The 23191-nt window shown below is 56.4% G+C and carries 21 protein-coding genes; 11 read left to right on the forward strand and 10 right to left on the reverse strand.

Annotated features, from left to right (window positions below):
* Window positions 1-176: 176 nt before the first annotated feature.
* Window positions 177-761 (reverse strand): Fe-S biogenesis protein NfuA, encoded by a 585-nt coding sequence (gene nfuA, locus AAEZ03_RS12340; protein WP_019409695.1) that lies wholly within the window; start codon window positions 759-761, stop codon window positions 177-179.
* A 112-nt stretch (window positions 762-873) separates the two neighbouring features.
* Window positions 874-3171, reverse strand: a complete 2298-nt coding sequence (locus AAEZ03_RS12345; protein ID WP_314915262.1) for a fatty acid cis/trans isomerase — start codon at window positions 3169-3171, stop codon at window positions 874-876.
* Window positions 3172-3322: 151 nt separating this feature from the next.
* On the opposite strand from AAEZ03_RS12345, the gene metH reads away from it, so the two are divergent.
* The gene (gene metH, locus AAEZ03_RS12350) at window positions 3323-7033 is read left to right on the forward strand and encodes a methionine synthase (RefSeq protein ID WP_350578950.1); all 3711 of its coding nucleotides are present in this window, start codon (window positions 3323-3325) and stop codon (window positions 7031-7033) included.
* A gap of 122 nt (window positions 7034-7155) precedes the next feature.
* Here the strand turns inward: metH and gorA are convergent, their stop codons facing one another.
* Both gorA and galU read right to left on the reverse strand, forming a co-directional pair.
* On the reverse strand, window positions 7156-8514 hold the full coding sequence (gene gorA / locus AAEZ03_RS12355; protein WP_350578953.1) for a glutathione-disulfide reductase: 1359 nt from the start codon (window positions 8512-8514) through the stop codon (window positions 7156-7158).
* A 135-nt stretch (window positions 8515-8649) separates the two neighbouring features.
* Entirely contained in the window at window positions 8650-9489 is an 840-nt protein-coding gene (galU, locus tag AAEZ03_RS12360) for a UTP--glucose-1-phosphate uridylyltransferase GalU (RefSeq protein ID WP_048373375.1), read from the reverse strand.
* Window positions 9490-9772: 283 nt separating this feature from the next.
* Between galU and AAEZ03_RS12365 the strand changes: the two genes are divergently transcribed.
* Window positions 9773-9958: a hypothetical protein gene (locus AAEZ03_RS12365; protein ID WP_123749316.1), complete on the forward strand. Its 186-nt coding sequence runs from the start codon at window positions 9773-9775 to the stop codon at window positions 9956-9958.
* 38 nt (window positions 9959-9996) lie between these two features.
* Here AAEZ03_RS12365 and AAEZ03_RS12370 read toward each other — a convergent pair whose 3' ends face one another.
* The 3 genes from AAEZ03_RS12370 to AAEZ03_RS12380 form a co-directional block, all read right to left on the reverse strand.
* Window positions 9997-10914 carry a c-type cytochrome gene (locus AAEZ03_RS12370; protein ID WP_502947924.1) on the reverse strand — a complete coding sequence of 306 codons (918 nt, stop codon included), beginning with the start codon at window positions 10912-10914 and terminating at the stop codon, window positions 9997-9999.
* Between the two features lie 5 nt (window positions 10915-10919).
* The gene (locus tag AAEZ03_RS12375; protein ID WP_350578959.1) at window positions 10920-11570 is read right to left on the reverse strand and encodes a c-type cytochrome; all 651 of its coding nucleotides are present in this window, start codon (window positions 11568-11570) and stop codon (window positions 10920-10922) included.
* Window positions 11571-11754: 184 nt separating this feature from the next.
* Window positions 11755-12108, reverse strand: coding sequence for a hypothetical protein (locus AAEZ03_RS12380; RefSeq protein WP_123749319.1), 354 nt, complete (start codon window positions 12106-12108; stop codon window positions 11755-11757).
* Between the two features lie 211 nt (window positions 12109-12319).
* Here AAEZ03_RS12380 and AAEZ03_RS12385 point away from each other — a divergent pair, with 211 nt between their 5' ends.
* From AAEZ03_RS12385 to modC, 6 genes are all read left to right on the forward strand, one after another.
* Complete coding sequence (locus AAEZ03_RS12385; protein WP_048373382.1) at window positions 12320-12622, forward strand: DUF1883 domain-containing protein; 303 nt, start codon at window positions 12320-12322, stop codon at window positions 12620-12622.
* Between the two features lie 30 nt (window positions 12623-12652).
* Window positions 12653-12817, forward strand: coding sequence for a hypothetical protein (locus tag AAEZ03_RS12390; protein ID WP_088500292.1), 165 nt, complete (start codon window positions 12653-12655; stop codon window positions 12815-12817).
* A gap of 5 nt (window positions 12818-12822) precedes the next feature.
* Window positions 12823-13479, forward strand: a complete 657-nt coding sequence (alkB, locus tag AAEZ03_RS12395) for a DNA oxidative demethylase AlkB (RefSeq protein ID WP_350578964.1) — start codon at window positions 12823-12825, stop codon at window positions 13477-13479.
* A 113-nt stretch (window positions 13480-13592) separates the two neighbouring features.
* Window positions 13593-14360 (forward strand): molybdate ABC transporter substrate-binding protein, encoded by a 768-nt coding sequence (modA, locus tag AAEZ03_RS12400; RefSeq protein WP_123749321.1) that lies wholly within the window; start codon window positions 13593-13595, stop codon window positions 14358-14360.
* The gene (gene modB / locus AAEZ03_RS12405; RefSeq protein ID WP_048373386.1) at window positions 14361-15041 is read left to right on the forward strand and encodes a molybdate ABC transporter permease subunit; all 681 of its coding nucleotides are present in this window, start codon (window positions 14361-14363) and stop codon (window positions 15039-15041) included. It begins immediately after the preceding gene.
* A 2-nt stretch (window positions 15042-15043) separates the two neighbouring features.
* Window positions 15044-16132, forward strand: coding sequence for a molybdenum ABC transporter ATP-binding protein (modC, locus tag AAEZ03_RS12410; RefSeq protein ID WP_278938751.1), 1089 nt, complete (start codon window positions 15044-15046; stop codon window positions 16130-16132).
* On the opposite strand, the gene AAEZ03_RS12415 is transcribed toward modC, so the two are convergent.
* Window positions 16124-17482 carry a Wzz/FepE/Etk N-terminal domain-containing protein gene (locus AAEZ03_RS12415; RefSeq protein WP_278938752.1) on the reverse strand — a complete coding sequence of 453 codons (1359 nt, stop codon included), beginning with the start codon at window positions 17480-17482 and terminating at the stop codon, window positions 16124-16126. The genes modC and AAEZ03_RS12415 overlap by 9 nt on opposite strands.
* A 295-nt stretch (window positions 17483-17777) precedes the next feature.
* Between AAEZ03_RS12415 and AAEZ03_RS12420 the strand changes: the two genes are divergently transcribed.
* Window positions 17778-18713, forward strand: coding sequence for a LysR family transcriptional regulator (locus tag AAEZ03_RS12420; RefSeq protein WP_123749324.1), 936 nt, complete (start codon window positions 17778-17780; stop codon window positions 18711-18713).
* 57 nt (window positions 18714-18770) lie between these two features.
* Here AAEZ03_RS12420 and AAEZ03_RS12425 read toward each other — a convergent pair whose 3' ends face one another.
* Window positions 18771-19253 carry a GNAT family N-acetyltransferase gene (locus tag AAEZ03_RS12425; protein WP_278938753.1) on the reverse strand — a complete coding sequence of 161 codons (483 nt, stop codon included), beginning with the start codon at window positions 19251-19253 and terminating at the stop codon, window positions 18771-18773.
* A 68-nt stretch (window positions 19254-19321) separates the two neighbouring features.
* A complete protein-coding gene (locus AAEZ03_RS12430) occupies window positions 19322-19948 on the reverse strand; it encodes a helix-turn-helix transcriptional regulator (protein ID WP_218576892.1) in 627 nt (208 codons plus the stop codon).
* Between the two features lie 128 nt (window positions 19949-20076).
* On the opposite strand from AAEZ03_RS12430, the gene AAEZ03_RS12435 reads away from it, so the two are divergent.
* Window positions 20077-21474: an MFS transporter gene (locus tag AAEZ03_RS12435; protein ID WP_350578972.1), complete on the forward strand. Its 1398-nt coding sequence runs from the start codon at window positions 20077-20079 to the stop codon at window positions 21472-21474.
* A gap of 237 nt (window positions 21475-21711) precedes the next feature.
* Window positions 21712-22875: a GGDEF domain-containing protein gene (locus AAEZ03_RS12440; RefSeq protein WP_123749328.1), complete on the forward strand. Its 1164-nt coding sequence runs from the start codon at window positions 21712-21714 to the stop codon at window positions 22873-22875.
* Window positions 22876-23191: the final 316 nt, after the last annotated feature.

The raw sequence follows: 23191 nt of genomic DNA on the forward strand, positions 1-23191 counted from the left end.
CCGGCAGGCGCCGTGACCGTCCAGCGGTTGTAAGAAGCGCCCACTCCTCGCGATTTTTTAAACATTAAAAGATCGCGAGGCAAGCTCGCTCCTACAAAGAAAAGGCATAAAAAAACGGTGCTCACGGGGCACCGTTTTTTTATTCACGTCGCAGCGAACACCTTGTTACTGATCACTCAGTAGTAGGCGTTTTCTTTCTGCGAGTGGTCGGTCACGTCGCGCACACCCTTAAGCTCGGGCACGCGCTCAAGCAAGGTGCGCTCAATGCCTTCGCGCAGGGTCACGTCTGCCTGGCCGCAGCCCTGGCAGCCACCACCGAACTTGAGCACGGCAATACCGTCTTCAACCACTTCGATCAGGCTGACCTGGCCACCGTGGCTCGCCAAACCGGGATTGATCTCGGTTTGCAGGTAGTAGTTGATACGCTCGTTGATCGGGCTATCAGCGTTAACCATCGGCACTTTGGCGTTCGGCGCCTTGATGGTCAGTTGGCCACCCATGCGGTCTGTGGCGTAGTCCACCACCGCATCTTCAAGGAACGCTTCGCTGAACGAATCGATCCAGGCCGTGAAACTCTTCAGGCCAATGGCAGTATCTTCAGGCTTCACTTCATTGGGCTTGCAGTAGGCTATACAGGTTTCAGCGTACTGGGTGCCCGGCTGGGTGATAAAGACGCGGATGCCGATACCCGGGGTGTTCTGCTTGGACAGCAGATCAGCCAAGTAATCGTGGGCGGCGTCGGTAATCGTTATGGCGCTCATGGAATCTCCTCGCAGACATGGGGGGCAGTTTACGCCAATCGGCGCGCCTGACAAAGTCCTAGTGTTTTTGTCAGGCAATCTGCCCTCTCTTGTTAAATTATTACCGGCCGCATTACAGGTTTTCGTAGCGATTCATGTCCAAAACACCCGCTTCAACCGGATCGGTCTCATTGATGTACTCGCCAATATCATGGAAGTACTGCCAAAACTGCGGGTTGCTGCGGCGAACGCCCCAACGCTCGACGATGGCCTCAAAGGTTTTCTGATCTTTGGATTGCTCCATGGCTTCAACAAACGCCTCAACATCAGCCGCCGGAATGTTGAACATGAAGTTCGGGTAACTGCTGAGCACTCCCGGGAAAATAGTCAGCGTGTCCAGCCCGGGTTGCAGGCGGTAGGCCTCGCCGAGCATAAAGGCCACGTTGCTGTGGGCGCGGTTGCGCAACATGCTGTACATCTCGCGGTCACCGTTGTTGCCTTCAATGCGCAGCATGGTCGCTTCTGGCAATTGATTGATGACCGCCAGCCCCGCTGCCGGACGCGCAGTCAAGCGGCTGAGTGATTGCTCGGCGAACTGGAACTCCTGTGCAATATCAGGTCGCGAGCAATAAGCGCCGGTGCAACGGTTGATCGGATCCGGGTTGGCATTCAAGGTGCCAGCGCGGTCAATCAACTTGAGAGCAAAGTCACGCTTTGGATCAGTCGGGTCGAGGATCATGCCGGTTGGCGTGCTGGTGTCGATTTTTTCGTAATCCAGCCACATCTTGATCTTGCCGCTGTTCTGGTACCAGTCACTGAGAATGCTGGCGCGCGAGTCTGCCGGCATCAGGCGCAAAAAGTTGGCCTCAGCACCGTTACGGATCAAGTCAAAGTACAACCGCGTCTGAGCCTGATGCGAGACGTTGCCGAACACATCAAAATTGACCGCCAATTGATAGTAGGTGCGCTCCAGTAACGGGAAGTCGAACAACCACATTGTCTGCGGCACTTCACCGATCAAGCCCTTGGTGACACTGGCGCTGTCAAAGTGCCGGAAGATCGTCAGCAGCGCATTGTCATTGCCCGCCCACAGGGTTGCCCAGCTGGGAGGTGGCATGTCAGCGTAAGCATCTTGACGCAGTTTTACGTATTCATTGCGCTTGTCACGGAAGCTGTGCCACAGCGAAAGAACACTGCCGACGTCATCGTTCTGCCCCGGCATCGCCAGCAACGGCGTTGCTTCGCCCCGATAGGCCGCATCGGTGATATAGCGGTCATGGGCAGGCTCCTGGAACAGCGCCCAGAAGTTGTCACGGATCACGTCCGTGGCAATTTGCCCGCGGCACACCGGCCCGCGAATAAAGGTGCGCACAAAGTACTCGGCGTTATCGAGCATGAACTGATAACGCGCCACGGCCGGGATCGCTTCAAAGGTTTCAAACGGGTTGGCGCGGCTGCGCGGCCCGTAACCCGGCAGCGAAGTGGCATGCCAGTCGCCGCTATAAAACAGCTGCTTGACCCGCTCAAGTTTTTGCTTGCCCATCGGGTAAGTGATGTGGGTTTTGTGCACGATCACGCCTTGTACCGGCATTAACCGGTAATAGAACGTGGTGCCCGGATCATCATTTGGACGGCGGGTGGCGATCAGGTCAATCGGTTGGCCGCTCGGCGTGCGCGAACGCACCCACTGGAAGAAATGCCCTGGCACGCCGTTGTCAAAATACGTATGGGCGAGGAACAAGTGTTCGAACAGCCAGCGCCCGACCAACGCCTCTGTTGAGCCCGGACGATTGAGCAGCGCTTCCCATTCGGCAATCTGCGCCGCTTCACCTGCGCTTGGCTTGATAGCGTGCTGGTCAACCGGTGCGCCTTGCTTGAGCCAGGTCTGCACGGTTTGGTATTGCTTGTCGGTGAGGCCGGTGACGGCCAGGGGCATGCCTTCTTTAGGGTGTTTTTGGGCGTAGGCATCGAACTCGCCCGGCGCGGGGCATGAGTTATCTCGGTTCAGCCCCAGGACGATTTCTTCTGGCAACTTGGCATTGGGCGTCAGCGGGGTGTTATGGCCCAGCTCAAGCATCCGCTCCATCAAGGCCGCTTGCGCGCCTTGCGCATCGAGCACCGAGTAAAAACCTTTGCGGCGCCACTCATCCGGGCCGCTGGCATCGTAGAAAATCCGCGTGGGTGCAACCGGTGTAGTGCGGTCCCCTTTATAGACAGGCACTTTACTGGCGCCACGGGTTGCCCCCTCGGCACTGCCCAGGTTGAGCTGGCAGGCTGCGTCGTTGCACGCATGGCAGGCAACGCATTTTTCGGTAAGGATCGGCTGTATGTCCCGTGTGTAGGATATAGCCGGACTCGCCAGCGGGGCTTGTCCCAGCGCTGTACTACACACCACCAGCGTCACGGCGCCGGTGAGTAGGCGAAAAAACATGTGCCATTGTCCTGATATTGAAATGTCGCGATTCTACCCGTGCTACACGCCTTTCAACATGAGCTGAATTCATGCAAATCTTCCGGCGCTCAAATTAGGCGCAGGTTTGTTATGATTTGCCATCTTTTGCATGGCTCTAACAGGTAGTCCTATGTCTGACCGCAGCGCTCGTATTCAAGCACTTCAGCAAGCCCTCAAAGAGCGCATTCTGATTCTCGATGGCGGCATGGGTACTATGATCCAAAGCTACCGCCTTGAGGAACACGACTATCGTGGCACGCGTTTTGCCGATTGGCCGAGCGACGTCAAAGGCAACAACGACCTTTTGGTCATCACTCGCCCGGATGTCATTGGCTCGATTGAAAAAGCCTACCTGGATGCCGGTGCCGACATTCTCGAAACCAACACCTTTAACGCCACTCAGGTTTCCCAAGCCGACTACGGCATGCAGGCCCTCGCCTACGAGCTAAACGTAGAAGGTGCCCGGCTTGCGCGCAAGGTGGCCGACGCCAAGACCCTCGAAACCCCGGACAAACCGCGTTTCGTTGCGGGCGTGCTCGGCCCGACCAGCCGTACCTGTTCGCTGTCGCCAGACGTCAACAACCCCGGCTACCGCAACGTTACCTTCGATGAACTGGTGGAAAACTATACCGAGGCTACCAAGGGCCTGATCGAAGGCGGCGCCGACCTGATCCTGATCGAGACCATTTTCGACACCTTGAATGCCAAGGCCGCGATCTTCGCCGTGCAAGGCGTGTTCGAAGAGCTGGGCTTTGAGCTACCGATCATGATCTCCGGCACCATTACCGATGCTTCCGGGCGCACGCTGTCGGGCCAGACCACCGAAGCGTTCTGGAACTCTGTGAGCCATGCCAAGCCGATTTCGGTGGGCTTGAACTGCGCACTGGGCGCCAGCGAACTGCGCCCTTACCTCGAAGAGTTGTCGAACAAAGCCGACACCCACGTCTCGGCTCACCCCAACGCGGGTTTGCCAAACGAATTCGGCGAGTACGATGAACTGCCGGCACAAACCGCCAAGGTGATTGAAGAGTTCGCCCAAAGCGGCTTTTTGAACATTGTCGGCGGCTGCTGCGGTACCACGCCGGGCCACATCCAGGCCATCGCCAATGCTGTGGCCGGTTACGCGCCGCGCCAGATCCCGGACATCCCGAAGGCTTGCCGCCTGTCAGGCCTTGAGCCGTTCACCATTGATCGCAGTTCGTTGTTCGTCAACGTCGGCGAACGTACCAACATCACCGGTTCTGCGCGCTTTGCCCGCCTGATCCGCGAAGAGAACTACACCGAGGCGCTGGAAGTCGCCCTGCAACAAGTTGAAGCCGGTGCGCAGATCATCGACATCAACATGGATGAAGGCATGCTGGATTCGAAGAAGGCGATGATCACCTTCCTCAATCTGATTGCCGGCGAGCCGGATATCTCCCGCGTTCCGATCATGATCGACTCCTCCAAGTGGGACGTGATCGAAGCGGGCCTCAAGTGCATTCAGGGCAAAGGCATCGTCAACTCGATCAGCATGAAAGAAGGCGTCGAGCAGTTCATCCACCATGCCAAACTGTGCAAGCGCTACGGCGCGGCAGTGGTGGTGATGGCATTTGACGAAGCGGGCCAAGCTGATACCGAAGCACGCAAAAAAGAGATCTGCAAACGCTCCTACGACATTCTGGTCAATGAAGTCGGCTTCCCGCCACAAGACATCATCTTCGACCCGAACATCTTCGCCGTGGCCACCGGTATTGAAGAACACAACAACTATGCGGTGGACTTCATCAACGCCTGCGCCTACATCTGCGACGAACTGCCGTATGCCCTGACCTCGGGCGGTGTGTCCAACGTGTCGTTCTCGTTCCGTGGCAACAACCCGGTGCGCGAGGCGATCCACTCGGTGTTCCTGCTGTACGCCATTCGCAGCGGCCTGACCATGGGTATCGTTAACGCCGGGCAACTGGAGATCTACGACCAGATCCCAGTTGAACTGCGCGATGCCGTCGAAGACGTGGTGCTCAACCGCACCCCGGAGGCCACGGACAACCTGTTGGCGATTGCCGACCAGTACAAAGGCGATGGCAGCGTCAAGGAGGCCGAGACCGAAGAATGGCGCAACTGGGACGTCAACAAGCGTCTGGAGCACGCACTGGTCAAGGGCATCACCACCCACATCGTCGAAGACACCGAAGAATCGCGCCTGTCCTTCAGCCGCCCGATTGAAGTGATTGAAGGCCCGCTGATGTCGGGCATGAACATCGTCGGCGACCTGTTTGGCGCGGGCAAAATGTTCTTGCCGCAGGTAGTGAAGTCCGCCCGCGTGATGAAACAGGCGGTGGCCCACCTGATTCCGTTTATCGAACTGGAAAAAGGCGACAAGCCCGAAGCCAAAGGCAAGATTCTGATGGCCACGGTGAAAGGCGATGTGCATGACATCGGCAAGAACATCGTGGGTGTGGTGCTGGGTTGTAACGGATACGACATCGTTGACCTGGGCGTTATGGTGCCTGCGGAAAAAATCCTGCAAGTGGCCAAAGAACAGAAATGCGACATCATCGGCTTGTCCGGCTTGATTACCCCATCGCTGGATGAAATGGTGCACGTGGCCCGTGAAATGCAGCGCCAGGACTTCCATCTGCCGCTGATGATCGGCGGTGCCACGACCTCCAAGGCGCACACTGCGGTCAAGATCGAACCCAAGTATCAAAATGATGCCGTGGTTTACGTCACCGACGCCTCACGGGCCGTGGGCGTGGCTACCCAACTGCTGTCCAAGGAACTCAAGGCCGGTTTTGTCGAGAAAACCCGCGAAGAATACGTTGAGGTGCGCGAACGTACGGCAAACCGCAGCGCCCGCACTGAACGCTTGAGCTATGCCGCATCGATTGCCAAGAAGCCGCAGTTCGACTGGGCCACCTACCAGCCGGTGAAACCGACGTTCACGGGCGCCAAGGTGCTGGACAATATCGACCTCAAAGTACTGGCTGAGTACATCGACTGGACGCCGTTCTTTATCTCTTGGGACCTGGCCGGCAAGTTCCCGCGCATCCTCGACGACGAAGTGGTCGGCGAAGCGGCAAGAGCGTTGTACGCCGACGCGCAAGAGATGCTGAAAAAGCTGATTGATGAAAAGCTGATCAGTGCGCGGGCGGTCTTTGGTTTCTGGCCTGCCAACCAGGTTAACGATGACGATCTGGAGCTCTACGGTGACGACGGCAAGCCTTTGGCCAAGCTGCATCACCTGCGCCAACAAATCATCAAGACCGATGGCAAACCAAACTTCTCGCTGGCCGACTTTGTTGCGCCAAAAGACAGCGGTGTGATCGACTACGTGGGCGGCTTTATCACCACCGCGGGGATCGGCGCCGAAGAAGTGGCCAAGGCCTACCAGGATGCTGGCGACGACTACAACTCGATCATGGTCAAGGCCCTGGCCGACCGTTTGGCCGAGGCCTGCGCCGAGTGGCTGCACCAACAAGTACGGACAAACTACTGGGGCTATGCCAAGGATGAGCACCTGGACAACGAGGCCTTGATCAAAGAGCAGTACAGCGGCATCCGCCCTGCTCCTGGATACCCGGCGTGCCCGGACCACACTGAAAAAGCGACGTTGTTTGCCTTGCTGGACCCTGAAGCACAAGAAATGCGTGCAGGCCAGAGCGGCGTGTTCCTGACCGAGCACTACGCAATGTTCCCGGCAGCAGCGGTGAGCGGCTGGTACTTCGCGCACCCGCAAGCGCAGTACTTTGCTGTAGGTAAAGTCGATAAGGACCAGATCGACAGCTACACCGCGCGTAAAGGTCAGGACCTGAACGTGACCGAACGCTGGCTGGCACCTAACCTCGGCTACGACAACTAAGTGACAGACCTTCTGTAGCCGCTGCCGCAGGCTGCGATAAGGGCCGCAGGACCTTCGCTTTTATTCAAAAGCGGGGTCGCTGCGCAACCCATCGCAGCCTGCGGCAGCGGCTACAGGGTTGCTTACCGTTTAACCGGCGTGCGCATGGTGACGAATTCTTCAGCCGCCGTCGGGTGGACGCCGATGGTTTCGTCAAAATGCTGTTTGGTTGCACCGGCTTTCAAGGCAATCGCCAATCCCTGCACGATCTCCCCCGCCTCCGGGCCTACCATGTGGCAGCCCAGCACTTTATCGGTGTCGGCATCGACCACCAGTTTCATAAACGTACGTTCCTGACACTCGGTCAGGGTCAGTTTCATTGGGCGGAAGCTGCTCTCGAATATCTGCACCTTGTGCCCGTCTTCGATGGCCTGCTCTTCGCTCAGCCCCACCGTACCGATGTTCGGCAAGCTGAACACCGCTGTCGGGATCATGCGGTAATCCACGGGGCGATACTGCTCAGGCTTGAACAGACGACGCGCAACCGCCATGCCTTCGGCCAGGGCCACTGGCGTGAGTTGCACACGGCCAATTACGTCACCAATCGCCAGAATCGACGGCTCGGTGCTTTGGTACAGATCATCGACTTGCACAAAGCCGCGCTTGTCGAGTTTGACCCCGGTATTTTCCAGCCCGAGGTTGTCGAGCATCGGGCGCCGCCCCGTCGCATAGAACACGCAATCGGCTTCCAGCTCACGGCCGTCTTTGAGGGTGGCCTTGAGGCTGCCATCTGCCTGTTTGTCGATGCGTGCAATGTCTGCGTTGAACTGCACGTCCATCCCGCGCTTGGTCAGCTCTTCATGCAGGTGTTTGCGCACAGCGCCGTCAAAGCCACGCAGGAACATGTCGCCGCGGTACAACAACGAGGTCTGGGCGCCCAGGCCGTGGAAGATCCCGGCGAACTCCACGGCGATGTAGCCGCCGCCCACCACCAGCACGCGCTTGGGCAGTTCTTTAAGGAAGAACGCTTCGTTGGAGCTGATTGCCAGCTCATGCCCCGGAATCTCCGGGATCTGCGGCCAGCCGCCCGTTGCGATCAGGATATGTTTGGCCGTATGACGCTGGCCATTGACTTCAACCTCGTTGGGCCCGGTCAGTTTGGCGTGACCTTCCATCAGGGTGACGCCACTGTTGACCAGCAGGTTGCGGTAAATACCGTTGAGGCGGTGGATTTCGCGATCTTTGTTGGCGATCAGGGTCGCCCAGTCAAAATTCGCTTCACCCAGGCTCCAGCCAAAGCCGGAGGCTTGCTCGAAGTCTTCGGCGAAGTGCGCACCGTACACCAGCAGCTTTTTCGGCACGCAGCCCACGTTCACGCAGGTACCGCCCAGATAACGGCTTTCTGCTACCGCCACTTTGGCCCCAAAACCCGCAGCAAAGCGCGCAGCACGCACACCACCGGAACCCGCACCAATTACAAACAAATCAAATTCGTAGGCCATTTCTCTCTCCTAGGCAGGCCATCAGCATAATCGCTCCAACGCGATTGACCAGCGCCGACGGTTAACGCGAGGCAAATAAACGACAAAGCCACCCGAAGGTGGCTTTGTCTTGCAACGTTCTACATGAAGGCTCTGTTAGTAAGCCTTGCCGGTTTTGTAGAAGTTTTCGAAGCAGAAGTTGGTTGCTTCGATGTAGCCTTCAGCACCACCGCAGTCGAAACGCTTGCCTTTGAATTTGTAGGCAATCACGCAACCGTTTTGCGCCTGTTTCATCAGGGCGTCGGTGATCTGGATCTCGCCACCTTTACCCGGCTCGGTCTGCTTGATCAGGTCGAAGATGTCCGGAGTCAGGATGTAGCGGCCGATGATGGCCAGGTTCGATGGCGCGTCTTCCGGTGCTGGTTTTTCAACCATGTTGCGCACGCGGTACAGGTCATCACCAATCAGGTCGCCAGCGATTACGCCGTACTTGTTGGTTTCTTGCGGGTCAACTTCCTGGATCGCGATGATGGTGCAACGGTACTGATTGTACAGTTTGACCATCTGCGTCAGTACGCCGTCGCCTTCCAGGTTTACGCACAGGTCATCTGCCAGTACCACGGCAAACGGCTCGTCGCCGATCAGCGGGCGGCCAGTCAAAATGGCGTGGCCCAGGCCTTTCATTTCGGTTTGACGGGTGTACGAGAACGAACACTGATCCAGCAGGCGACGGATGCCTACCAGGTATTTTTCTTTGTCAGTGCCCTTGATCTGGTTTTCCAGCTCATAGCTGATGTCGAAGTGGTCTTCCAGTGCGCGTTTGCCACGTCCTGTGACGATAGAAATTTCATTCAAGCCAGCGTCCAGTGCTTCTTCAACCCCGTACTGGATCAGTGGCTTGTTCACCACCGGCAGCATTTCTTTTGGCATGGCCTTGGTCGCTGGCAAAAAGCGAGTGCCGTAACCGGCTGCTGGGAACAAGCATTTCTTGATCATATGAGTCCTTAAAAGGGCTGTACGTTCGAATTTTGGCGCAGTCTAATCAGGCGGCATCGACGTTACAATGCCCCGAATAGCAAACTGATGCCAACCTAGATGAATTTTTAGCCAACAAGTTCATTAATTACTTATTTTTCAACTACTCATCGACTGAGTGAAGCGGTTAACACGTTGGCATCTGCTACAGGCAGATTGCGGCCAAACGCCATATCACGAGGCCAACGTCCTCGATTGGCGGTATTATTGCCGCCGTTTTCGATTCTTAAAGGTCTCAGCTTCGATGTCAGCCACAAAAAGCGTCAACGGTTACCTGATAAAAAATGTCAGTTCAAAAGAATGGTGGATGATCGCTCCATCAGGTGAACCCGTCGCGGGCCCATTCCCCTCGGAAAAAGCCGCGATCGAGGTTGCCGAAGTCTTTGAAGACCTCGCCGGGCCAGCGCCACGAGGCCGCAGCAAGGATTGAGCATAGATGCTTCTGCCGCCTGAGGGCGGCAGCCTTGTTTACTGGGTACCGACACCTATCAACACGCCATTAATGGTCTGCCCGTAAGCATTCACACCATCATTAGCGTGGTACTTAAGGCGGGTTTTCTCGACCGAGCCTTCAACCAGACGCGGATCCTGCGGCCGCTCATGGGTATTGATGTAGGCAGCCACATCCCACGCTTGTTCATCGCTCAAACTGTTGGCCTTGCCCAGTGGCATGTTGTGTTTGATAAATGAGGCGGCGGTGTTGATCCGGTGCATACCGGCCCCCCAGTTGTAAGACTCCTTGCCCCACAGCGGCGGCATCACGTAATCAGCGCCAACCTTCTGCCCCTGGCCATTATCGCCATGACAGAGCGCACACTGGTCCTTGTAGACCGCTGCGCCGCGTGCCAGATCGTAGCCCCCGGCGGGCTGCGCGACATCCGGATAACCACGCCCCGGCAACTCGACACCCACCGGGGCTTTGGTCGATAACCAGTAGGCATACACCGACAATGCGGTGATCTCACGACTGTCGGCCGCTGGGGGCGTGCCGCCATTCATGCTGAACTGAAAACAGCCCTGCAAGCGCTCGGCAAAGGTGTTGACCTTGTCGTTCTTCTTTCGATAGGCCGGGTACATCGGGTAAGCGCCCCATAGCGGCGCAGAGTTGGCCATGCGGCCCTGCTCCAGGTGGCAGTTGGTACAGTTCAAGCCATTGCCCACGAACTGCGGGGCTTGACGCTTGGTATCGACAAACAGGGCATAACCGTCTTTAACCATTTTTCCGTAAGCGTTATCCGGCAGTTCGCTTTCCAGCGGCGGCTGGAAGTACTCCGGGCCGTGGCCACTCACCGGTGGGGTTTTGATCTGGCTCTGATCGTCCATGGCGATCGTCGTGGCCAGGGCGACAGGGCTTAACAGCATCGACAGCGCGCAAGCAGGCATCATGCGTTTCATGGCGTGACCTCCTTGTGGCCTACGGTTGAGAAATACTCGGCCACGGCTTTGACTTCGTCTTCACTCATGGCCTTGGCGATATGGCCCATCAAGTCGTTGGGGTCATTCTGGCGCGAGCCATCGCGCCAGGCATTCAACTGCGCCACCAGGTACATCGCAGGCTGATTGGCCAGTGGCGGGAAAGCACTGCCCACCCCTGCCCCGCCCGGCCCATGACAACTCACGCACTCAGGGATTTGCCTATTCCAGGCACCACGCAATGCCAGTGTTTCCCCCACGCCTTCAGGCATGCTGCTGCGGTTGATCGGCGGGACCGGCGGCGCCGGCATAGCAGCAATTGCCTGGGTGACCGAAGCAATTTCATCGTCAGTCAAGGCCTTGGCCAGCGGCTGCATCACTGGACTGACCCGTTTGCCAGTTTGGAAGTCGTGCAACTGTTTGCTCAGGTAGTCAGCAGAAATACCGGCTAATCGCGGAAAACCTGCAGGTGCCAGCCCCATACCATCTGCGCCGTGGCAAGCCACACACGCCAGGGCGCCGGGCTGTGCCCCGCCCTGCAGATAAATGTTGGCAGAGGTTTGCGCCTGTACGCTGTTGAGCGTGAGCAGCACCATGGCGCCCAACAGCGTTCGGTTAAGTGGAATCATGACCAGCTCCATTATTGTTATAAGTTTAGGCCTAAAAAATATAAGCCTTATGGAGCGTAGGGGAATTCCTACTGAGTCACAACTAACCGGCAAAAGAACCCGGCAAACAGGCATAAAAAAACCTGACGCTGCCTTGAGCCGCTGCCAGGTTTTACGAGGAACGCGGGCCGTTCAGGTGCCTGCGTTATTCTCCAGAAATACAATGCGTGGCTGACTGACGGATGTCCCCCGGGCGAACCGGCACATTGGACATGCTTTCATATAGCTTGATGCTGCTGCCGCCTGAACGCTCTTCGATATCAATGACCGCCGTTGGATTGGAGGTCAGCTTTTGCGGCACGATAACCCTCAGCCCATCTTTGTGCGGCTCGATCTGTGGGTCGTTTCGAGTTTTGGACAACTGTTGCACCAGGCATTGGGCATAGGCATCCGGTTTTTTGCCTGAAATAACATTCAGAGTAGGAATCGTGTGCTCGATATCCGTCACTGAAGCACAGCCACCCAACGCCAGCATCGCCACCAAAACGCCCCACTTCATACAATTCCTCCGTTAAAGACCCTAAGACAGTAAATCTTTAACTTTGCTCCCTGATGTCAGGGAATAAGTTTTCAACAGTGGCCAATTATCTGCCTTTTACGTCAGACTCGCCTGAACCACGGCATAATAAGCGCCTTTAGACCCAAGCTTGGACTAAAGCACGTGCTATCGTGCTGATTTTTTTGGCAAAAGCCCCCTTTTTGGAGCCCACATGAAGTTCATTCACCAGCGCGAGCACCTTAACGAAGACGACATTGTCGTTATCGAGTGTTCCCAGCCCTGTAATATCCGCCTGATGAGCGATGCACACTTTCGCAGTTTCAAGAATGGCGGGCGCCACTCTTATCACGGCGGCGCTTTCAAAGACTTCCCGGCTCGCATCACCGCGCCAAGCACCGGTTTCTGGAACATTACTATCGATACGGTAACCACCCGTGCCATCAGCGTGACCCGCAAGCCTTCGTTTAAGCCTACGATCAAGATCGTACGTCGCTCAACCTCCAAGCTGCGCTAAGCCTGACACCTCTAATAGACAGGAAATACTGTGGACACCGTTAAATACGTCATCAAGTACAAGCTCAGCGACGAACGCCGCTTTGACTTTGCCCAGCTCAAAACTGGCAGCGAAGAAGAAGCACGCGAAGCGCTGAAAAAGCTCCACGGTGATACCGAGGTATTTACCGACATCAAGGTCAGCAAGGCGCTCTAAGCCTGATGACGTTCGACCTGTTTGGCGAAGAAGACCTGCAGCAGCCCGCCCGGATTGAACGCATCGGGGCTCAGGCGTTTGTACTTCGCGGGTTCGCCCTGCCGTGGGTCGAGGCACTGTTAAGCGCTCTTGAGGGCGTGTTGCAGCAATCGCCCTTCAGGCACATGCAAACCCCCGGCGGTTTTACCATGTCGGCCCGTTTGAGCAGTTGCGGTGATTTGGGCTGGACCTCGGACAGCCACGGCTACCGCTACAGCCCTGTTGACCCCGTCAGCGCGACAGCCTGGCCGCTGATGCCAGAGGCCTTTTTCGACATCGCCGCTGGCGCTGCAAGCGCGGCTGGTTTTGCAGGTTTTGTACCTGATGCAGGGCTGATTAATACCTATAGTCCCGGCGCAAAAATGTCCCTGCATCAGGACAAAAACGAACGTTCTTACGATGCCCCTATCGTCTCGATTTCTCTGGGCCTGCCTGCGATCTTCCAATTTGGCGGTTTTCAGCGCAGTGACCCGGCGCAGCGGATCTCTCTGTTACATGGCGATGTGGTGGTGTGGGGCGGCGTTGATCGCTTGCGTTTCCATGGCGTACTGCCGATAAAACCGGGCAACCATCCAGAGTTGGGCGAGCAGCGCATCAATATCACCCTGCGCAAGGCAGGCTGAGGCATAGCACAGGGCTATATATTTTTTTATATACCGTCTATCTTCCTCTAGCCCGCCCAAAACCGACCCAACAATCCGGGCAGCTCACGCTTCTAAAGGAATGGAGTTACGCCATGAATCTTCGCGCTCGACACTTTGCTCCCTCCGCGCTTGCGGCACTGATTGGATGTTTCGCGTTTACTTCAGCGCAGGCCGATGACGTTCAGGTAGCCGTCGCGGCCAACTTCACCGCGCCGATTCAGGCCATCGCCAAAGACTTTGAAAAAGACACCGGGCACAAAGTGATCGCTGCTTATGGCGCCACAGGCCAGTTCTACACCCAGATCAAAAATGGCGCCCCGTTTGAAGTCTTCCTGGCAGCCGATGACAGCACGCCAGAAAAACTCGAAAAAGAAGGCGATATCATCCCAGGCTCACGCTTTACCTACGCCATCGGCACGCTGGCGCTGTGGTCAGCCAAAGACGACTACATCAACGGCACTGACGAAGTGCTGAAGCAAAACCAGTTCAAACACCTGTCTATCGCCAACCCTAAAGCAGCCCCTTACGGCCTCGCGGCGACGCAAGTGCTGGCAAAATTGGGACTGACTGACGCAGTAAAAGGCAAGATTGTTGAAGGTCAGAACATCACCCAGGCCTATCAATTCGTCTCGACGGGCAATGCCGAGCTGGGTTTTGTCGCCCTGTCGCAGATTTATAAAGATGGCAAAGTCAGTGAAGGTTCCGCCTGGCTGGTGCCAGAAGCCTTGCACGATCCGATCAAACAGGACGCGGTGATCCTGAAAAAGGGTGAGAACAATCCCGCAGCCAAAGCCCTGGCTGAATACCTGAAAGGCCCTAAAGCGGCGGCCATTATCAAATCCTACGGTTATCAGCTGTAAATGCCGCTCTCGAGTGCTGACTTTGCGGCCATCTGGCTGACCCTGAAGCTGGCGTCACTGACCACGGTCATTCTGCTGCTGGTCGGCACTCCGATCGCCCTGTGGCTCGCGCATACCCGCTCACGGCTGCGCGGCCCTATTGGCGCTATCGTGGCCTTGCCGCTGGTGTTGCCGCCCACCGTCATCGGTTTTTATCTGTTACTGGCGATGGGCCCACATGGCTATGTCGGGCAGCTCACCCAGGCCATGGGGCTGGGAACGCTGACCTTCAGTTTTGCCGGGCTGGTGATCGGCTCAGTGATTTATTCGATGCCCTTTGTCGTTCAGCCTTTGCAGAACGCATTCACTGCCATTGGTCCCCGACCACTGGAAGTTGCCGCCACGTTGCGGGCCAATCCATGGGATTGTTTTTTCACCGTGGTGCTACCGCTCGCACGCCCCGGCTTTATCACTGCGGCGATTCTGGGCTTTGCTCACACGGTCGGTGAATTTGGGGTGGTGCTAATGATTGGCGGCAATATCCCGGAAAAAACCCGCGTGGTTTCCGTGCAAATCTACGACCACGTTGAAGCACTGGAATATGCCCAGGCGCACTGGTTGGCAGGCGCCATGGTGGTGTTTTCATTTCTGGTGCTGTTGGCACTGTACTCAAGTCGTAAATCTCAAAGCACCTGGAGTTGAACATGAGTTCGCACATCACTGTTCGGCTGCAGCTCAGCTATTCCGGTTTTTCGCTGGACCTGGACGTGCAGTTGCCCGGTAAAGGGGTGACGGCTTTGTTTGGTCACTCGGGGTCTGGCAAAACCACCTGCCTGCGCTGTATCGCGGGTCTGGAGCGTGCTGAACACGCCTTCGTGCAGATCAATGATGAAGTCTGGCAAGACAGCCACAACAAGCTGTTTGTCCCGGTTCATAAGCGTTCATTGGGGTATATCTTTCAAGAGGCCAGCCTGTTCCCGCACCTCTCGGTGCGCGCCAACCTAGAATTCGGCCTGCGCCGTATCCCGCGCCAGGCACAGCGAGTAGAACTGGCCCATGCGGCCGACCTGCTGGGCATCACTCATCTGCTGGATCGTGCCCCCAATCACTTGTCGGGCGGCGAGCGTCAGCGGGTCGGTATTGCCCGCGCCCTGTTGACCAGTCCCAAACTGTTGCTGATGGACGAGCCGCTCGCCGCACTCGACAGCCAGCGCAAGGCCGAGATCCTGCCCTACCTTGAGCGCCTGCATGCCGAACTGGATATACCGGTGCTGTATGTGAGCCACTCACAGGACGAAGTCGCGCGTCTGGCTGACCACATTGTGCTTCTGAGCGAAGGCAAAGCTCTGGCCAGCGGGCCTATCGGTGAGATTCTGGCCAGACTTGATCTACCGCTGTCTCAAGGTGATGACGCAGGCGTGGTGATCGAAGGAACGGTGTGTGCTTACGATGCGCAGTATCAATTGCTGACCCTGCAACTGCCAAACAGTACTCAATGCTTGCGCGTTGCCCATGCGCCACTGGGGGTAGGTCAGGCCTTACGGGTAAAGGTGCAAGCCCGCGACATCAGCCTGAGCCTCAATCGCAGTGAACACAGCAGTATCCTCAATAGCCTGCAAGCCACTGTCATCAGCGAAACAGCGGCAGACAATCAAGCCCATGTGCTGGTGCGTGTGGACATCGACGGCAGCGCCCTGCTGGCCCGTATTACCCGCTATTCACGTGACCAGCTTGACCTGCAGCCGGGGCAAAGCATCTGGCTGCAGATCAAATCTGTTGCGGTTTTAGCTTGACTGCTTGAGCTCTTCACGGCGGCGGACATTGAAGTAACGCACCGTGGTAATACCCAAGCCCAACAAACCACCGAGGAATAAGCCCAGTAAAATGGTCAGGGCTTTTTTCGGTTTGAGTGCGCTGACAGGCGTCTGAGCCTTACGGTCGATACTGACCAGACCCAAGGTGCTCATGTCGGTATTCAAGTTGCCGAGGCGGACGATCTCTGCACGCAAAGGCTCGATATTTTTAAGGTAAACATCTTCATTGGCGCGCTTGCCGAGTAGTTCAACCTCGCGATTGACCTCCAGCAATTTCAGCTGTTTATCGATCTCCAGAACCCTTCGATCTGTAAAGTCATCGGAAGTCCGCTTGAGCAACACCGCGCGCTCAGCTTGCAGGGCTTGAGTACCCAAAAAGTACAGCGGCGTATCCTGGGAGGTGATGTCCGTGCGGATCACCCGTGACCCGCCGGTAGCACTCTCGCCCATGGCATAAGGTGTGGTCGGCCGGGAAATGCCCAACGTAGTGGCAATGCTAATGGCTTCATTTAGCTGATCAATACGCGCTTCACGCATAGCCTTGAGTTGCAGGCGCAGGGCCTGCAATTCGTCCTTCAGAGTAGCGCGCTTTAACTCATCGTCTTCTTCAAGCGTTGCAATCTTGGCTTCTTTATCTGACTGGTAGCCCAATCGCGCGGCACTGATCTTTTCTCTCAGCTCTTTCTGACGGTTATTAATAATAGTCTTGAGATCAGAAGTGATTTGCGCACGCTGAATATCGATTGCGTAGGCAACAAACCCATTGATGATATCGACGCCCAGGACCGACTTGGGATAGGTCAGCTCAAGCTTGATGGACGGGCTCAAGGCATCAGCGTTTTTAACGCCGACTTGAGTCAGGTTGATCGAGTCCCGGTTAAACACCTCAAAACTTTGTTCAAGCGTCATGCCGTCTTTTTCAAGCGGCTTGAACAAATCCTTGTGGCTGCGGAAGAAGCTCAGGCGCGTTTCATAGGAATCCAGTGCCGCACCGACTTTCAACAGCGCTTCATTCGGTGGGAGCTTGTAGACCTCTGAGCGGTTCAAGGCATCCAGTTCATTAATTTCTGCTGGGCGCAGCACTGTGCTTGCCTGATAAATCGGCTGCACAACCAAGACATAACCCAGTGCAATGGCGCCAGCAATTGCTGAAGTAGTCGCAATAAACTTCTTTTGATGCCAAAAAAAAGAGAACAGGTCGACCAAGTCAATGTCGGGGCTGGAGGCTTTAGGCCGCAGATGTTCGGTGTTTTTCAAAAATAGGCGCCTTGTGAGTAGTACATCTAGGTCCGCTGGCCTCTTCGAACGAGGCATGAAAGAGCTGACCAAAACAGGGTAAACGTCTGACAGATACTTGTACGAAAAGATCCCAATCCATAAGAATCAAGCACATACGATGACAAAATCAAGTAACTCGAAACCACAGACTGCGTACTTTTTGTAGCGATGGCTCATAGCTTTTTGTTTTATAAGCAATTTTTTTACGTCAAAAAAGGAATATTCCTACAGTGCACAACGATTTGTCATCTAAAACCTGTGAACACACCAACACGGTATCTTTCAGCGCTCTGTGTAATGATTGCCATCACCAAAAAGCACGCCTACGTGTGGGGTTACAAGAAGCATGGATATTTTTCAGGCGATGCGAGTGTTCGTTCGCGTAGTCGAGACAGGCAGTTTTACCGCAGCGGCTCAGGCGCTGGGCTATTCAACCGCGCAAACCTCTCGTTTGCTGTCTGAACTGGAATCTTCACTACAAGCACGTTTGTTGCAGCGCAGCACCCGTCGCCTGGCCCTGACCGAAGTCGGCATGCGCTATCTGGAACGTTGTCGGCTGATTCTCGGAGAAATTGAAGACGCCAATGCTGAAGCCGGAGGGGCGCACCTGATACCTCGTGGCCATTTGCGCGTGCAATCCACCACGGGCATCGGGATTCAGTTGCTGGCCCCCTTGGTCGCCAGGTACGCCGAGCTGTACCCGCAGGTGAATGTCGACTTGACCCTGTCGCAACGCCAGCCCGATCTGTTTGAGGAAGGCCACGACGTGGTCATTACCTTGTCAGCTCAGTTGCCCGATTCCGAGTTGGTGGGCCAGGAGTTGGGGCGCATTTACAGCGTGCTCAGTGCAGCCCCTTCCTACCTGGAAAAACAGGGTATCCCGCAAACCCCGGAACAACTGAGCGAGCATCGCTGCCTGCACCTTGTCGACCCTTTGTTCACCGACAGCTGGACGTTCCGTGATGAACAGGGTGAGCGTTCGATTCGTCCGGGTGAAGTGTTTCGGGTCAACGTTGCCGAGGCCATGGCCAAAGCTGCCGAAGCGGGGCTGGGTGTCTGTCTGATGCCGGACTACGTGAGCGTGGCGTCCTACCTCAGCGGCTCATTGGTCCGCCTGCTGCCGCATTACCGCCTGCATGAAAAAAGCATCTATGCGCTCTACCCTTCGCGCCGCTTTCTGGATGCGAAAGTTAAAACGTGGGTCGAGTTCTTGAAAAAAGAAATCCCGAAGATGCTGCAAGAACACCAGGCCATCGTCGATGACCCGGCGCATTGGGCTTGAGCCCCCTTCACATTAACGCCGGAAACACCGCTGCGCAGGCTCGTCAGGGATTTACGGTTATCCACGTTGCTGACTGGCCGCCAGCAAGTTTTTTTCAAAGTAGACGCGGTCAAAACCAGCTTCTGAGCGACGTCCGACTTCTACGTACCCTAGCCGCGGGTAGATTGCCAAATTGGCGGTCATTTTGGCATTGGTATACAGGCTCACGCTGCCAAGCCCTTGGCTTAACGCCGTCGCTTCGCAAAATTGCACCAGCGCCTTGCCGATCCCCTTACCCTGCCCCGCTGTTGAAACCGCAACGTTTTCAAGAAACATGTGCTGATCAACGGAAAAGAACACTATGAATCCTTGAAAATCGCCTTGTCCATTCACGCAAACATGCACCTGCCTCTCTGCAATCTGCGCGGCAAAATCAGCCAACATCGGCGCAGGTTTGCGTCCTATGTTAGCCACATATTGCGAATAGGCCTGTTCGGCACAGGCGCGAATTGCAGCTTCGTCGCTGGCAAGCGCTGGTCGGATGAGTTGGGGTGGGGTCATGGCAAATCCTTCAAATTGATTAAACCAAATCAGTTAAAAGCACCCACGTTACCTGTGCCGAGTGTCTTTCATACAATGCGATAAGCACAACGCCTTGCCCCCAGCTGGATGTGCTCCACGCGCTCAACTTTCGCCTGTAGCACCTGCTCGAACACCTGCAATTCTGCCCGGCAAAACCCTTGGCATGCGGTGGCGGCCGCGCAGATCGGGCAGTGGTTTTCAACCAATATCAGGGCGCCATCCGGTTGCTCGCTACATTGGGCCATGTAGCCTTCGCGGCTGCGTAACTGTGCCAGTCGTTCTACCCGCGCTTTAAGGCCCACCACACCTTGCATTTCGCGCTCATACAGCGCCTGCGTCTGACGCTCACGGACATCGATCAAACGCTCAATCGCGTCTTCACCAAAGGTTTCGCGCACGGTCTGCAACAGCTGCACCGTCAGTTCTGAATGCGTATCCGGAAAACGCGCATGCCCCGCTGCGGTCAAGTGCCAGACCTGCGTCGGGCGCCCGACACCGCGCACCTCTGCCTTGGCCTCTGCCAAACCGCTGGCCGCCAGCTTGACCAATTGTTGTCGTGCCGCCTCCCCGGTGGTGCCCAAATACTCGCCCGCATCACTGGCCAGTTGTGGCCCGCGTGTTTTGAGCAGATGTAAAAGGCGATCCGCCGGAGATGACGACGCCGAATATTCCAAGTCATTTCTTGACAAAATAAAGAGCCCCACAGCAATATTCAAAGCAATTGCTTGGCAAATTAACCCAACCCTACGTTTCATGCAATTCGCCGAGCGTTCACAGGCAGTCGCCGTACAAGGAAACATCCATGCAAGCCCAAGACAGCAGTTGGGGAGAATTACTCCTCGGCAAGAACGCCACCCGCTCCATCGCCCTCTCGGGTGGCATTGCGCTCTATGCCACCAACACTTATATCGCCACGACGATTTTGCCCTCGGTGGTCGCCGAAATCGGCGGGTTGGAACTCTATGCCTGGAGCACCACGCTGTACGTGGTGGCGTCTATCCTGGGCTCTGCACTGACGTCCAAATTGCTCCAGCACACCGGCCCGCGCCTGGCGTATACCCTCGCCACCTTGATATTTATGGTCGGCGTGCTGATCTGCGCATTGGCGCCGAGCATGCCGGTGATGCTCGCGGGGCGCTTGATTCAAGGACTGGGCGGTGGCGTGCTGCTGGCCTTGTGTTACTCGATGATTCAACTGGTGTTTGAAGAGCGTCTGTGGCCGCGGGCCATGGCACTGGTGTCGGGTATGTGGGGTGTCGCGACCTTGGTCGGGCCTGCGGTGGGGGGTGTATTTGCCGAAATGGATGCCTGGCGCATGGCCTTTGGCGTGATGGTTCCGGTGAGTCTTGCCTATATCGCCTTGACTCACCGCGCCTTGCCGCCCCGCGACAGTGAAGCCGTTGCGTCTACGCGCCTGCCGGTTGTGCAACTGGTGCTGCTGGCCGCTGCCGTGCTGGCGGTGTGTGCAGGCAGTGTCTCGTCGCTGCCAAGCTGGAACGTGCTGGGTATCGCCGTCTGCGCGGTACTGGTATTCATGCTGATCCGTTACGAATCCAGCGCCTCGGTACGCCTGCTGCCCAAAGACGCGTTCAGGTTCAGTACCCCGCTTTGCGCGCTTTACGCGACCACTTGCCTGCTGGTGATCGGGATGAGCAGCGAGATTTTCATGCCGTATTTTCTGCAGCACTTGCATGGTCAGTCGCCGTTGGCTGCCGGCTACATGACAGCGTTGATGGCGGCGGGCTGGACCGTCTCGGAAATCCTCAGCTCCGGCTGGACAGGTCGAGGCCCACAGCGCGCCATCCTTGCGGGGCCGCTATTTATCGTGATTGGCCTGGTGATGCTGGCAATTACCACGCCCATGGCGAGCTTGGGTGAATGGATGCAACTGGCGCCGATCTGTCTCGGACTGTTCCTGGTGGGATTTGGCATCGGCCTGGGCTGGCCGCACCTGCTGACGCGTATCTTGCAGGTGGCGTCGGAACAAGACAAAGACACTGCTGCAGCCTCGATCACCACATTGCAATTATTCGCCATGGCCATGGGCGCTGCATTGGCCGGGGTGATTTCCAACGTAGCGGGCATTAATGACGCGACGGGCAATACCGGCATCGCCAATGCGGCACTGTGGTTGTTCGGACTGTTTACCGTGGCACCAGTGTTGGCGCTGGTTATGGCGCGGCGGGCTGTTCGCAGTTGATGGATGCTTAAAAAATCGTTCAGATCTGCAGGAGGGCCCTGCACGGGTAGCATTGTTTTGTGGGAGCGGGCTTGCTCGCGATGGGGTCGACAAGGTGTCACAGATACACCGAGTTGCCTGCATCGCGAGCAAGCCCGCTCCCACAGGGGGATGAAGTGCGTCCAGCAGTCTGCGAAAAGTCACTAAATACGCATACAATTGCCAGCACCTCCGCACTTAAGGCAAGCCGGTCAATTCATGGCGCTCGACCCTCTCACGTTATTGACCCTGACCATCGCGCTGGCCGCTGCCGCCGCACTCTATCTGGCCATTGAATGGCGCAGCGTGCGCGAATCCTCGCTGCTGTTGTGGAGTGCAGGTTTTGCCACCATCGCCATAGGCTCATCCCTGGCGCTGTTACGCAGTATCGGACTGCTGCTCATCGGTATCTGGTTCGCCAACGGCTTGCTGGTGGTGGCCCACTGGTTGTTTCTGCTGGGTGTTGCGCGCTTCACACAAGTGCGTTTGTCGCGCAGTTGGTACCTTATTTTTGCGATCTGGCCCGTACTGTTGCTCATCCCGAATGAGCCGTCATGGTCCAGAGTCATGTTGCTGGTCAATTCGCTGTTGGTCGCGCTCCTGGCACTCAAGGCCAGCTGGTTGTTGCGCCCCCACGGCAAGTCGTTGAGCGTGGGCGCCGTGCAGTTACGTTATGTACTGCTGATTCACGGGGTGTTTTATCTCATCAAAGCGCTGATCGCAGTGCTTCCGGGCGAGTTTATTGATTTGGCCGCGTTTCGCGGCGAGATCATTCAGATCTCGTTGGTAGAAGGCGCAATGGCAATCATGCTGATCGCCTTGTCGATGACCGGAACCGAACGCTACCGGCGCGAAAAACAGATCGCCCGCCTCGCCGCCCGCGATCCATTGACCGCCCTGTACAACCGCCGCGCCCTCGAAATGCGCGCGCCGCCCTTACTGAACGGGGTATCAGCCGCACGACCTGGTGCATTGCTGCTGATCGACATCGACAACTTCAAACTGATCAACGACCTGTTTGGCCATACAGCAGGCGACCGGCTATTGATCTCCCTGAGCGAAATGATTCGTGCGGTACTGCCCAAAGACGCACTGGCAGCCCGGCTGGGCGGCGATGAATTCGTGATCCTGTTGAGCAACGCCTCAAGCGAGCGCATTGAAGCACTGGCCAGCGCCCTGCGCGAACCGTTTTACCTCGCCACCTCACAAACCTTCGTCACCCCACAAGCGGTGACACTGAGTATTGGCGCAGAACTCTTCGACCGCCCTCCTGCCAGCCTCAGCCAGTTGATCGAACTGGGCGACGCCGCGCTCTACGCCTCCAAACGCGGGGGTCGTAACAGTTTGCGTTTGGTGGACAGGACCTTGGCTAATCAATTGTGAATAAACAACCTGAATACTGGCCTGTGCTCTCGAGACTTTACGTTTCGAATTGACACTGACTTCAGATTTTCCGAGTAGAAGATATCACTGGCGAGGAAGTCTGAAGTCAAATGTTTGCCAATGACTTGCGAAAAATCCTGCCCCTTAAAATCATTCACCAAATGGTAAATATCCAACACTGTTCTTCCGGCGCTTTCATATAACAGCGCTAATCACCTTTATTAAAATGCCACTGACTACTCACAGCCCCCTCAAGCCCGCGCAGTTGTGGGCAGCAATCGTCCCCCGCCGCTGAAGATTATTACTGTTTTATCAA

Origin of the sequence: Pseudomonas sp. HY2-MNA-CIBAN-0224 (assembly GCF_040310285.1) — a bacterium.
In the GTDB taxonomy this organism is placed as follows: domain Bacteria; phylum Pseudomonadota; class Gammaproteobacteria; order Pseudomonadales; family Pseudomonadaceae; genus Aquipseudomonas; species Aquipseudomonas helleri.